This window comes from Plantibacter sp. CFBP 8804, assembly GCF_014841225.1.
Classification (GTDB): Bacteria; Actinomycetota; Actinomycetes; order Actinomycetales; family Microbacteriaceae; genus Plantibacter; species Plantibacter auratus.
In genome coordinates, this window is sequence record NZ_JACYTU010000010.1 from 100,546 (window position 1) to 113,525 (window position 12,980).

Genomic DNA, 12,980 nt, shown 5'->3' on the forward strand with positions numbered 1-12,980 from the left:
ACTAGTCAACCTCTACGGCGTCGGCTGTTTGGATGAAGTCCGACTTCTTCCATTTTAGGCCGGAAGCCAATCCCGCTAGCACATCGAATCCTGCGTGCAAACCTGCGCTCCAGGCCATTTTCAGTGCCCACATGAGCCGCGAGACGATTACGGTTAGTAAGAATTTTCTCAGACGATCGTGCTTCCGAAACAGCACAATGCTGCTGCGGGTCGCATGGTGAAGAGTGGTCTTGGACCGCCGTCCCGATTGTGAGCCCGTCGTCAGTCCGCTAGCGTGCTCAATTCTCAAGCCGGCAACCATTCCGATCTCATCACCTTCGATTCCATGTCGGAGGAAGAAGTCCGCTTCCTCTCCATAGAGAAAGAAGTCCTCGGACAAGCCCGCGCCGGCGTCCCACAGACTGACGGAAGTCAAGAAAAAGTGACCTCCAGCGTAGTAGAGCGAGCGTGTCGAATCTGAGATCGGATCCCCGTTACGCAACTGATGGGAGCGACCAGTGACAAGGTCGAGGCGGGCCGTCCCGGTCAATAGCGCTCCCGCGTCCGTCGCTGTCTCTGCTGCCCAGACACGGTGGCCTGTTCGTAGGGCCGCCAAACACGCACAGTAGACGTCGCCTACGGAAACGATTACATCAGGGTTCAAAATTAGGATGCCTGAGAGATCGTTGCCAAGTAGGTTCCTCGCACGGTTGTTGCCGCCGGCGTAACCCATGTTGTGGGGTGCGGCGTCAATCCGTATCGACGCGAAAGAATCGATTGAGCGGAGTGTCTGTAGCTGTGCAAACTCTGCTGAATTGCAGGAGTTGTCGACAATCGCAAGAGCAAGACCCTGCGCGCCTGCTTGCGCGGCTAGTCCGCGCACGAGAGTACCCACACTGCCGTTCGAGAAATAGTTCACGATCAGCACGCCGAGAGGGCGGTCTCCCTCGCGCACTCTTTTGTCAGTCGGATTCATCATGTGCGGCCTTTCGCCTAACGGCACTCTTCGCGAACGAAATAAGGGTCGCGAAATCGCGTCGTACACGGGGAACGAAGATTCCAACGATTGTGACCCAGCAACCTGCAGCGATCATTCCGACTACGAGCTGCAGGATCGCGCCTGGAAGCAAGGAAGCAACCAACGCAGCGAGTACTCCAGCGGGTGCACTGACCAAAAGAATGGCCCGAACCGCGTCTTGGAAGAACCCACGGGTCGAGATTTTCGATACGTGTCCGGCCCAGAGCAGCGCAATTGCCCAGTAGACGGTAAACGAAACCGAGTGAGCAACCGCAACGCCGATTGGACCCCACGGTAGTCCTGCGAGAATACCGGCGACGAGCAGTGGTTGGGAAACGAGGTAAAACCGTAGCTGTGCCCGTGTGTGCCCGAGGCTGACATACATCCAATAGGTGACCTGCACCAGCGAACGGAACAGGCCACCGACTGCAAGTATCTGCAAAAGAATCGCCGCAGAGGGCCAAGCGGGCCCGAGGAGCAGCGCGACGACACTCGGCCCGAGTGCAATGGCCATAATATAGATCAGTGAGCTGAGGTAAGCCCCGATCAAATGGGCCTTACGGAGAGCCGCAGTGAATCGAGCCGTGTCATCCTTGACCTGTGCAAGTAGTGGAAGGGCTACCCGTGTGAGTGGTGCACCGATCTGATTCAAGGGGACGATCATGAGTTGATAGGCCCGATCGTAGAGTCCAAGCCCGGTGGACCCCCAAACGCGTCCAATGGCGATGCTGTCGACGTTCTTCGGCCAGTACGCGAGTAGCTGGGTCACGGTCAGATGCCACCCGCTACGCAGGAGATCATCCATGTCGGTCCTGCGAGAGGGAGGTCCGGGGATCCACCGGGCTAGGACGGCGGCCAGAACTAGACCACCGGCTGCGATGACTAGTTGCTGTGCCACCAGCGCCCAGACACCGAATCCGACGAGAGCGCCGGTTGCTGCCACGCACAGTGCGGTGGCGATCGGAACAAGGTCGCAGATTGCCAAGGCGGAGAAACGTAGTTGGCGATTCAGTCGTACGCGGAACTGCGTAGCCAGCCCGTTTAGGAGAAAAATCGAGCTTGTTGCTGCTGTGATCGGCAGGAGCTCTGGCTGGCGAAAGAAGCCCGCGATGAGAGGCGAGGCAGCCAGGACCAGCGCGGAGCAAACGGCTCCAATCGCGGTGTTCAGCCAAAAGAGATTTGACTGTTGAGCGGCTGTGAGGTTCTTTTTGCGGAGTGCTGCGTGGGAGAAGCCGAAGTCGCGAATGAGCTCGCCGAATCCGACGACCGTCAGAACCATTGCGATAAGCCCGAAGGCACCTGGCTCCAACAGCCGAGCCAGCACCGCGGTTGACAGAAGCGTGAGAGCTAAGCGTGCTAGCTGGGATGCAATGGTTATGGCACCGCCGCGTGCGGCGTGAGAAGTCAAGTTTGCCATATCAGCATTCCTGAGGCGCGCGCGTTGTGAGAATGCATGATGAAGCTGTTCACAGCCGACCGACCTCATCCGCGCATGTGGAAAGTTGCGCGCGGGCGCTTGCCACGGCGCTGTACTGCGGCGTGGAGCGAACGAGTGTCACGGCACGATCCAACTGCGCCGTGTCCATGCTGTCTGCCGCGAAGCACAAGTCTTGAAGCCCCACGACCGCGAGCGTGCGGTGCAACTTTTCTGGACTGCCCACGGTGAGTCCCACTGGAGCCGCGCCTTCAGTCGCACCAATTATGAGCGCATGCAGGCGATCACTGACTACGACGGAGCTGCTCGCATATAGGGCACGCACGGTTGTTTCCCGTACGGTGTGATTTTCCATTTCCCAGGGTACGAACCTAGCTCCAAGACGTTCGCTTAGTTCTCGGTTATGACGATTATCGCGCCTCACCTGGGGAACGACCACAATTTCTAGATCGAGGACTTGTGCTAGCGCGAGCACAGAGTCAAACCAATTCGGCGGAGGAAAATCGCGATCGCCGCGCATCGATAGCGACAGATAATTCCGTGAGTTGAGACGGCCTTTGTCGAGTTGTTGCGCAGACTGGCCGGTCGAAAATGCCCAGTCTGGCGTTACCGAGCCCACACGCATTAGTCTCGCGCTTGATGAGTCTCTCCAACTGCTCAAGCGGGTGAGCCGGAGCATCATCCCGATAGTTCTGCGCCACCGGTAGGCAGACTGACGTACGCCGTACCCGAGATGCAGACTGTATCCACCGTGTAAGCGAGAGAGAAGTACCAGTGGAAGGTGGCCGAGGTAGGTTTTTAAGTAGGCTGAGTCGAGGCGAATCTCTCCGCAGTTGAACGCCAGCGCGGTCCGGCGACGCAGCATTGACATGGCCGCCGACCGCCGCCATCCCGCAGGCGACGAGTACTGAACATCCTCGGCGGATAAGCCGAGTCCGGAAATGTAGTCCTGGCTGTTCGCGCCGACGAGCACGTGAAGTGAGCCAAACGAGCGGAGAAAATCCAGGTGAGCGCGTCGGAGTACAGAATCACCAATGTTGTCATCTTGACCGGTGGCTGAGACAAACATTCTTGTCGGACGCGGTATGCGGTCTGGCGTAGTCAATCTAGTTGCACTTCTCCTCGTGAATCACGCTCGTTGCCGATGAATCGTCCTACGCTCGGCTGGGGCTCACTTCTCTCTACCCATGCCTTCGCGCGCGTCTGGAACGCGTTAGAACCGAACGTTGACGCTGCCGCTTTCACCGCGGTCCTCATGTCCTTGCCAAGCGCGAAGTGAATCCCTGGGTGAAGGCTGGCATCCTCGAGCGAATCGATGACAGTACCCCCGTCCAACGCGAGCACGCTCTCCGATGCCCCACCTTCGGCGACGACCAGTACCGGAGTGCCGAGCGCCATCGCCTCGACGGGCATGATGCCGAAGTCCTCGACCGCTGCGAACACGAGGAGGGAGGCCGCCTGGTACAAAGCGAACAGCAGTTCGTCACTCGGCCGGGTTATGAACATGACGGGCACCGACGCACGATCGGCGATCGCCTGCAGTTCTGCGTACTGCGGTCCGGCGCCGGCCAGCACGACGGGGAGTCCCGCGAGCTCACCTGCACGGATGGCGACGTCGAGTCGCTTGTAGTCGACGAACCGGGAGGCCCCGAGGATGAACTCCTTCGGCAACGTTGAGAAGACGTATTCGTCGGCGCTATCAAGCTGGTCCGCCCACGACGCGACACTCTGCAGGTGCTCGACGCGGACTGGGGGATGGATCACCGTCGCTTCGACACCCCAGGCGCGCTCCATCCGCTGACGGATGTAGGCGCTATTCGCTGCGAACGTTGCGCCGTCGTGCGCGCGCTTGCGGTCGATCCGACGTAGAGACGGCGCCACGGCGCGTGCGATGACGTTGCCGCCACGGACGTCGAGTTCGGGTGCCCACAGATAGCGGGCCGGCGTGTGTACGTAGACGAAACGCTCCGGGCCGTCGGGTGTCTGGCGTCCTCCAGCGTGGTGGGCGAAGGCGTGTGAGCTGATGAGCACAAAGTCCGCCTTGGACACCCTCGTCGCGGCCCACGTCGCAGGCATGAACGGCAGCGCGGCCGCCTTGCTCTTGCGGAGCGGTGTTCGAGCCAACCAGGACTCGGTCACGCTCCTACCGGGATATCGGTCCGGGGCGTTGTTCCAGAGGCAGTGGATGTCGGCATCCGGGAATGCCGCGGCCATCTCATCGACGACGTTCTCCGAACCACCGTGCCGCTCGATCCACTCGTGGATGATGAGCCCCGCCATCAGTGGGCTTCCTTCCCAGGAGCGACGACCGCACGGATCGTGCGCCACAGGATGACGACGTCGCCCATGAGCGACCAGTTCTCGACGTAATACAAGTCCAGGCGGATGGCGTCCTCCCAGCTGAGCGCGGACCGGCCGCTCACCTGCCAGAGGCCCGTCATCCCGGGCTGCACGATGAGGCGACGCTTGGCGGCCGAGTCGTACAGGGCGACTTCGCCTTCGCGCTGCGGGCGTGGCCCGACGAGGCTCATATCGCCGCGGAAGACGTTGATGAGCTGGGGGAACTCGTCGAGTGAGAACTTCCGCAGGGTGGCGCCGACGCGGGTGAGGCGCGGGTCGTTCTGCACCTTGAAGAGTGGGCGGTCGTGCGTCCCCTGCTGGGCGAGCAGCGCGGCGAGTTCGTCGTCCGCATTGACCCGCATGGAGCGGAACTTCAGCATGTTGAACGGCTCGCCGTTGAGCCCGACCCGCTCCTGGCGGTACAAGACCGGTCCGGGGCTGGTCAGCTTCACGAGCAGGGCGACGACAAGAAGGATCGGTGACGCGACGAGGAGAATGGCGCCAGAACCGAGGATGTCGAAGAAGCGCTTTGAGAACCGCTTCCGGCCCTCGTAGCGCGGGGTCTCCACGTGAATGAGCGGCAGGCCGGCCACCGGTCGGGTGTGGATGCGGGGACCACCGATGTCGGTGAGGCTCGGCGCGACGATGAGGTGCTGACGACCGGGCTCGAGACTCCAGCTGAGCTGCCGGACCCGCACCGGCGTGAGCTCGTCGGAACTCGTGATGATGACGGTGTCCGCCCCAGTCGCTTCGAGCGCCTGCAGGACCGTGTCGACGGTGCCGGACACCGGGATCGTCGTCGATCCGAGTGTGCCGCCGACCTTGCCCGTCGGAACGCAGGCGCCGACGACGCGGTACCCCGAATCTGTCGAGCGACCCAGCTCGGCGGCGATGTGCTCCGCGGAGTCGGCTGACCCGACGAGGAGCACCAGCGAAGAGTACTTGCCCCGGGCTCGCTGGACCGACAGCCACTGCCGCCACATCCAGCGCGACAGGAGGAGCACGAGGATGCCGAGCGGGAACGCGAGGAGGAAATACCCGCGGGCGAGGTCGAGTTTGAAGAGGAACGCGACGATCGCGACGAGCCCGAACAGTCGGATGCTCGCGTCGGCGATGAGCTTGTACTCGGCGTTGCCGTTGCCGACGATTCGAGCCTCTCGGGTGCCGAACACGCGGAGGGTCAGCATCCACGCGCCGATGAGGACGAGCGAGATGACCGTGTAGTTGACGGCGACGTACATCCTGTTGGAGAGGCCGACATCGGTCGTCTCCTGGTCGAAATCGAACCAGACGAGCTGCGTGCCGAACACCACCCAGATGAGGACGAGCGCATCGGTCAAGGCCAAACGGTTCGCGTACACCCGACGCCAATCGCGCACGGCGACGGGAGCTGGGGCGGGGGCAGTGCTCGCAGGCGTCGTTGACAGCGGCACGGAAGGCTGCGACAGCATGCGGTCTCCGTGGTGGAACACGTAGTTAGTACTGATGGCGTTGGGCGGAATCGCTGTTTCGATACGCGGCTGTATCGGTGTTGTTGAGACTAGCGGTCGAGATGCGCAACATCTGTCCCCTTTTTGGTGGATGTCCCCCGTTTGGGCCACGAGAGCGACAAATGTAGGGAAAACCCTACTGCGAGTGGCGTCTGAAGAGCGGCTCAGGACGCGAGCGCTGTCCAGGTGGCACCGCCATCGCTCGAGGTGAAGAGCGCATCGCCGACCCAGAGCCAGCTCGCGCCGTCGCTGGAGGCGAATGCCGCCGGTGCCGCGAGGTCGGCGTCGGAAACGCAGCCGATGCTCTCAGTTGCAGATGCCGAGGTGAGCGTGGCGCCCGACACGCGAAGCACGCCAAGTCCTGCGCACCCCGGAACGCCCCTGGCAGCGAATAGGATCTGCTCGGCCTGGACATCGAGGGCGTGGATACCGGCGAACGGGATCGCCGACCAGGATCCGGTCGTTGCGTCCCACTCTGCGAGCACAGCTGAACAGGCGGCGACGGTGCGCTCGGACCCCGCCGCCATGGCCTCGACCCCTGGACACGGTGCGGCGACCGTCTGACCGGCCAGCACAACAGCTCTCGAGCCATCGGCTGCTCCACCCGGCGTCTGGTACGCGACGGTCGAGAGCAGTTCGGGCGAGGAGTCCCAGGTGTCGCCGGCGTCGGTCGACGAGAATCCGCCGACCGCGCAGTCCGCCCCGGCTGATCCGACGAGCTGCACCTCGTCCTCGCTCGTCGCCGTGAGCGCGTAGACGACGCGGAGATCGAACGCCTGGGCGGTCGGGATCACCGCCCACGTGACACCAGCGTCCTCGCTGCGCTCGACGACGGCGGGAGCTTCGCAAGTGCCCTGAGTCGCACGCCAGAGGACCGTTGCGTTCCCAGCAGCCATGAACCGCTCGGTCGACTCAGCGGCAACGGGCTCCTCGGCGACCTCCGGCGAGGCGGTGGTCGACGGCGTCCCGCCGAACGTCGGAATCGGGCGCTGTGTGGGCTCATCGGTGCTGCGGCCGTTGGCCGTGAGCGCGAGCCCGACGAGGACGACGTCGGCGATGAGGAAGAGCGCCAGCCCGATGATCGCCAGCGTCCGACGTCTGGAGCCGAGCCGATCCCAGAAGGTCTCCTTGCGATCGCCCGCGCGATACGTCGACCTGCTCTGCTTGGGTGTCACTATCGGTCGCCTGCCTGAGCGAGTCGATCCGCGATGACGGAGACGTGGTCGTGGATCTGGTCGCCGACCCGCGCGTAGGTGGACGCGCTCCGGCGGTACGGGTCTTCGATGTCGTCGTCCTGCGGGTCCTCCGGAGGCGGGACGGACCCGCGCTGCGCGGCGACCTCGTCGACGAGTGTCCATGGGTCGGAGACAACGGGGGCCTCTGCGACGAGCCTCGCGAACTGCGGCACGGTGAACGTGACGCGGGAGGCCCGAGGGAGGAGCCGTGCCACGACGCTGCGGTGCTCGCGGGTCGCCGTCAGGATCAGGTCGGCGTCGGCCACGAGGTCGCGGTCGAGCGGGGTGGGGACGTGGCCTTCCGGTGAGCCACCGAACCGGCGCGACTGTTCGACGACCTCATGAGGCATCTCGAGGCCCTGGCCGACGCCCGTCCCCGCGCTCGACACGGCGATCGGCCGCCCACCCGCGGTGACGCCGGCGGCCGCGAGCCTCGCGGTGAGGATCTGCGCCCCCAGTGCCGAGCGGCAGATGTTGCCGGTGCAGACGAAGAGGACCGAGAACGGCCGAGAAGGGGTTCCAGAGGAACCGGTCACTTCTTCACATCCTCGGCGTAGCCGTACCCGGCTCCGTAGCCGTAACGTGCGTACCCATAGGCGTCAGGGCCCTTCGTCGGCACCATCGTCATGACGAGTCCGGCGACCGAGGCATTCACGTGCGCCAGTGATTCGAGCGCACCCTTCAGCTGGTTCTTGTGGGTCCGGCCGGCTGCGACGACGACGAGCGCCCCGCCAGTGTGACGAGCGAGGAGCGCCCCGTCGGTGACCGGCAGGAGCGGCGGTGCATCGATGATCACGTAGTCGAACTGCTGCTCCAGCCCACGGATCAGCTTCTGCATGACGACGGAACCGAGGAGCTCGCTCGGGTTCGGCGGTACGGCACCGGCGGGGAGGATCTGCAGCAAGCCGCGCCCCCACTGCTGCATGGTGTCGTCGAGCGTGGCTCGACGGATGAGGACGTCGCTGAGTCCGACGGCGCCCTCGATGTCGAAGTAGTTCGCGAGCTTCGGGCGGCGGAGGTCCGCGTCGATCAGGACGACCTTGTGGCCGGCATCCGACAGCGCGATCGCCAGGTTCGCCGCCGTCGTGCTCTTCCCCTCGCTCTGGATCGACGAGGTGATGACATAGCTGCGTGGCTGGTCGGTGACGTCGAGGAACTGCAGGTTCGTCCGCAGGCTGCGGAACGACTCGGCGCGCGGGCTCTTCGGGTCGGCCTGCACGATGAGCGGACGCTGCTTCGCTTTCGGGTCCCAGGCGATCCCACCCATGAGCGGGATGTCCGTGACACCTTCGACGTCGCGCTCATTGCGGATGCGGGTGTCGAGCGTCTCCTTCAGCACGGCGAAACCAACACCGATCGCGAGGCCGACGAGCAGGCCGAGCGCGATGTTGAGCGGAACGTTCGGGCTCACCGGAGTGTTCGGGACGCCGGCCTGCTGCACCAAGGTCAGTTTGACCGGGCTGGACGCCCCGTCTTCCGGCGTCTCGATCTTCGACACGACGGCCGTGAGGCTCTCCGCCGTGGTGTTGGCGATCTCCGCGGCCAGCACCGGGTCGGGGCTCATGGCCGTGATCTCGATGAGCGTCGTGTCGAGCGGCGCCGAAGCGGTGATCTGCTCGGCGAGCTCGCCCGCGGTGATGTTGAGTTCCAAGGAGCCGACGACCGGGAGCAACACGATCGGGGTGCTCACGAGGTCGGCGTAGGTCTTCACCCGCTGCTGCGTGAACGTGTTCCCCTGAGCCAGTTCCTGCACGTTGTCGCTGGACTGCGTCGAGACGAACACCTTCGCCGATGAGCTGTACTCGGGCGTCTTGATGAGCGAGTAGGTCGCTGCGATCGCGACCCCGAGGAGCGAGAGCGCGACGATCAGCACCCAGTACTTGCGAAGGACACGGAGATAGTCACGAAGCTCCACGCGGTGGCATCCGATCAGTCAGAGGGGAGAGCATGGCACCTCGGTTGGAGGCGGCCCCGAAGAGGGGGTTGTGAGCCATGGTGCCACAAACCGTCAACTGTTCCCGAGCGTCGTGATCGAGCGGGTCGACGCGTGGCGTAGCTTTGCGACCGTGACGGACGACCCAGGAACCCCTTCGAGCACGGACACGCGACGCGCCAGGACGAGGGTGACCATCGCGCTCATCGGGCTCGCGGTGGCAGCGCTCCTGGGCGCGACCATCCGTGCCGGGGTGCAGATCCCGCAGCCGTTCGATGCCCTCGGTGGCTACGTACTCGTGTGGGTCCCGCTTCTCGGCGCGGTGCTCGTCGCCCGGTTCGCCGTCTCGTCCCCTCGTGGAAGTGCGCCCGTGCTCGGCCTCGCCTTCCGACCGATCGACCTGCTCTGGGGGCTGGCCGCGGGGCTGCTCCTCCGCATCCTCGTCAGTGTCCTCGAGGTGGTCGTCTACGGCTCACTGCCGTCGACGGCCGGCGGCGGAGTGCCGGCCGGGAGTGCGCTCATCGTGGCCTCGTTCGTCGTCGCGGTGCTCGCGGCGACGGTGATCGCCCCCGTCGTCGAGGAGCTGTTCTTCCGGGGGCTGCTGTTGCGATCGGTTCGCGGAAGTCTGCCCGGCCGGGCCGCTTGGATCGCCGTCGTGATCTCCGCAGCGCTGTTCGCGTCGCTCCACCTGGTGGTCGCCAGCGGGCCGTCGGAAGCACTCGTCACCGGTGTCGGGACGTTCCTCGTCGGCCTCGGAACCGGCACAGCCGCAGTGCTCACCGGGCGACTCGGTCCGGCCATCGTGACGCACATCGTCTTCAACGCCTCGGTCCTCGTGCTCGGTGTGACCGCCGTGACCGGTGGAACAGGCGTCGTGATTGAATAGCGCCCATGCCGTCCCCATCCGACGACCGTCGTTCATCTTCCGGCGATCGCCCCGCCGCCCGACGGTCCGAGGGATCGAGCCGCATTGACGGCTCCCGCCGGAGGTCGAGCGCCAGTTCGCGGGCCCGTCGTCGGGAGGGCGCGCGTGACGAGCGACTGAAGGTCCGCCGTCGCAGGACGCTGCTCATCGTCGGTGGCCTCGTCCTCGTCGTCGTCGCGGCTGTGGCTTGGATCGGTGTGCGCGCCTTCCTCGCCAAGGGGGAACTCGAAGCGGCCGTTCCGCTGGCGCAGACGGTTCGCGAACAGGTCGTCGCCGACGATCCCGGTGCGGCCGGCAAGACCGCACGCGAGCTGGCTGCGCATGCTCGAGCGGCCGCCGGCCTGACGAGTGATCCGATCTGGCGGGCCGCCGAGATCGTCCCGTGGGTCGGACCGAACCTCACCGCCGTCCGCGAGCTGGCCGGCGCGACCGAAGACGTCGCCGTCGGCGCCATCACGCCGCTCGTCAACCTCGCAGGCTCGCTGCGCCCCGAGCTGTTCAAGCCGGTCGACGGCGCGGTGCCGCTGCAACCGATCGTCGATGCGCAGGAGGACGTGCGCAAGGCCGACGACGCGTTGGAAGGTGCCGCCGAACGCGTGCGGACGATCGACGAAGGCTCGCTCATCAGTCAGGTCCGTGGCGCGGTCGATCAGCTGCGCCCCGTCCTCACCGAGACCGCCGACACCGTGGACGCGGCGAGGCGGGCGATCGACCTGATGCCGGCCATGCTCGGCGCCGACGGACCGCGCACCTACCTCGTGATGTTCCAGAACCCGGCCGAGCCGCGCGCGAGTGGCGGGAACCCCGGCGCGCTCGCGCTCATCGGGACCGATGGCGGACGGATCACGTTGCTCCAGCAGGCGTCCACCGCCGACTTCCCGCGGTTCCCGGAGCCCGTGTTGCCGCTTGCGAGCGACACCGCCGGCATCTACGGGAACATCACCGGTCGATGGCTGCAGAACGTCACGCTGACGCCCCGGTTCCAGGAGTCAGCCCAGCTGGCCTCCGAGATGTGGCTCGAACGGTTCGGAACCCGGGTCGACGGTGTGCTCAGCATCGACCCGGTCGCCCTCGGCTACCTGCTCGACGCGACCGGACCGATCGCCCTCGCCACCGGAGACGAGCTGACCTCGGCGAACGCAGCCGCACTGCTGCTCAACGAGGTGTACATCCGGTACCCCGCCGGTCCCGACCAGGACGCGTTCTTCGCTGCGGCGTCTGGCGCGGTCTTCGACCGGATCGCCTCCGGGAACTTCGACCCCACCGCGTTCATCGGCGCGCTGGCGAAAGCCGGTTCGGAACGACGAGTGCTGATCTGGAACGCGGACGAGACGGAACAGGCCCTGCTGGACGGGACGACGCTGACGGACCTGCTGCCGACCGCGGCCCAGGCGCCCAACGCGTTCGGCGTGTACATCAACGACGCCACCGGCAGCAAGATGGGCTACTACCTCGACGTGCAGACGGCAGTCGGGTCGGCGCAGTGCGGCTCCGACGGGAAACTCCTCGGCCTGCGCTTGACCCTGACGAACACCGCACCTGCTGACGCGGCGACGACGCTCAACGACTACATCACCGGCCAAGGCCAGTACGGCGTGCCCAAGGGCAGCTTCCGGTTCCGCGTGATCGTCTACGCGCCCCCCGGGTCCATGCCGGGCGGCGTCGAGCGGGACGGAGCGGTGCTCCCATCGCAGCCGGCGACCGACGGTGAGTTCCCGATCACACAGTTCGCCATCGAACTCGCGCCTGGCGAGAGCACGACCGTCGACCTCGGTGTGACGGCGTATGACGCATCGGGAACCCCGGAAGTCGTGGCCACGCCGAAAGTTCATCTCTCTGAAACACAACAGGCGTCCATTAACTGTGAATTTGCTCTACAGTAAGGACTGTTGTCGCTCTTGACCCGTTTTCGGGGGGTGTCGGGGAGGCACGCTCTACTTCCGCCGCACGACGACATCGTCAAGGCGGTCGGCTACAGCACTGTCATTGCACCAGCACACCTGCAGAGCCTTCAAGGGGACACTCATGATCAAGAAAATCACCGCGATCTTCGCGCTGGTCCTCGCGGGCCTGTTCATCGCGCCTGTCGCAGCCAACGCCTTCTACGCTCCCGACGGATCCGTCACGGTCAGTGGCACGATCACGCCGGGCGGCACCAGCACGGTCGCCTTCACCGCCGGATCCTTCCAGCCCGGCGAGACGGTCTCGTTCACGCTGACCGGTGAGAACGCCTCCGGCGCCACCCTCGCAGCGGTCGACTCGAAGTCGCTCCAGAAGACGGCTTCCGGAACCGGCGCCGTCAACCTCAACGTGACGCTCCCCAGCAACGCGTCCGGCACGTACACGGTCACGGCCACCGGCCTGACCTCGCTCGTCACCGTGAACGCGACCCTCACGGTCACCGCTGCCGGCTCCGGCTCGGGCGGCAACGACAACGACCTCGCTGACACCGGCTTCGGCGCTCCGGCGTTCGTCGTCTGGGGTGCAGCCGGCGCAGTCGCCCTCGGCGCAGCGCTCATCGCGGTCCTCGTCATGGTTCGCCGCCAGCGCGCTTCGCTCGCGGCCTAGTCACATCGCGGCTCACGCCGCACACGAAACGGCGGCCGGTGCTTCTGCACCGGCCGC

The 12,980-nt window shown here is 65.2% G+C and carries 11 protein-coding genes; 3 read left to right on the top strand and 8 right to left on the bottom strand.

Translation table 11 applies throughout. From position 1 onward, the window contains the following. Nucleotide 1: 1 nt before the first annotated feature. The 8 genes from IFU11_RS15535 to IFU11_RS15570 form a co-directional block, all read right to left on the bottom strand. Nucleotides 2-958 carry a glycosyltransferase family 2 protein gene (locus IFU11_RS15535; protein WP_207185358.1) on the bottom strand — a complete coding sequence of 319 codons (957 nt, stop codon included), beginning with the start codon at nucleotides 956-958 and terminating at the stop codon, nucleotides 2-4. Next, nucleotides 942-2,414, bottom strand: a complete 1,473-nt coding sequence (locus tag IFU11_RS15540; RefSeq protein WP_192019523.1) for a lipopolysaccharide biosynthesis protein — start codon at nucleotides 2,412-2,414, stop codon at nucleotides 942-944. The genes IFU11_RS15535 and IFU11_RS15540 overlap by 17 nt, the downstream gene beginning before the upstream one ends. Before the next feature lie 49 nt (nucleotides 2,415-2,463). Then, nucleotides 2,464-3,501 carry a polysaccharide pyruvyl transferase family protein gene (locus IFU11_RS20835; protein ID WP_192019524.1) on the bottom strand — a complete coding sequence of 346 codons (1,038 nt, stop codon included), beginning with the start codon at nucleotides 3,499-3,501 and terminating at the stop codon, nucleotides 2,464-2,466. A gap of 32 nt (nucleotides 3,502-3,533) precedes the next feature. After that, nucleotides 3,534-4,646 carry a glycosyltransferase gene (locus IFU11_RS15550; RefSeq protein WP_244631837.1) on the bottom strand — a complete coding sequence of 371 codons (1,113 nt, stop codon included), beginning with the start codon at nucleotides 4,644-4,646 and terminating at the stop codon, nucleotides 3,534-3,536. A 65-nt stretch (nucleotides 4,647-4,711) separates the two neighbouring features. After that, a complete protein-coding gene (locus IFU11_RS15555; protein WP_192019526.1) occupies nucleotides 4,712-6,223 on the bottom strand; it encodes a sugar transferase in 1,512 nt (503 codons plus the stop codon). A 203-nt stretch (nucleotides 6,224-6,426) separates the two neighbouring features. Continuing rightward, complete coding sequence (locus IFU11_RS15560) at nucleotides 6,427-7,437, bottom strand: hypothetical protein (protein ID WP_192019527.1); 1,011 nt, start codon at nucleotides 7,435-7,437, stop codon at nucleotides 6,427-6,429. Then, complete coding sequence (locus IFU11_RS15565) at nucleotides 7,437-8,033, bottom strand: arsenate-mycothiol transferase ArsC (protein ID WP_192019528.1); 597 nt, start codon at nucleotides 8,031-8,033, stop codon at nucleotides 7,437-7,439. The genes IFU11_RS15560 and IFU11_RS15565 overlap by 1 nt, the downstream gene beginning before the upstream one ends. Continuing rightward, nucleotides 8,030-9,412, bottom strand: a complete 1,383-nt coding sequence (locus tag IFU11_RS15570) for a polysaccharide biosynthesis tyrosine autokinase (RefSeq protein ID WP_192019529.1) — start codon at nucleotides 9,410-9,412, stop codon at nucleotides 8,030-8,032. Before IFU11_RS15570 ends, IFU11_RS15565 begins: the two co-directional genes overlap by 4 nt. Nucleotides 9,413-9,563: 151 nt before the next feature. Here IFU11_RS15570 and IFU11_RS20840 point away from each other — a divergent pair, with 151 nt between their 5' ends. The 3 genes from IFU11_RS20840 (at nucleotide 9,564) to IFU11_RS15585 (ending at nucleotide 12,923) form a co-directional block, all read left to right on the top strand. Then, the gene (locus IFU11_RS20840) at nucleotides 9,564-10,316 is read left to right on the top strand and encodes a CPBP family intramembrane glutamic endopeptidase (protein WP_192019530.1); all 753 of its coding nucleotides are present in this window, start codon (nucleotides 9,564-9,566) and stop codon (nucleotides 10,314-10,316) included. A gap of 5 nt (nucleotides 10,317-10,321) precedes the next feature. Beyond that, complete coding sequence (locus tag IFU11_RS15580; protein WP_192019531.1) at nucleotides 10,322-12,238, top strand: DUF4012 domain-containing protein; 1,917 nt, start codon at nucleotides 10,322-10,324, stop codon at nucleotides 12,236-12,238. 142 nt (nucleotides 12,239-12,380) lie between these two features. Continuing rightward, nucleotides 12,381-12,923 (top strand): hypothetical protein, encoded by a 543-nt coding sequence (locus IFU11_RS15585; RefSeq protein WP_124769927.1) that lies wholly within the window; start codon nucleotides 12,381-12,383, stop codon nucleotides 12,921-12,923. The last annotated feature ends 57 nt before the right edge of the window (nucleotides 12,924-12,980 follow it).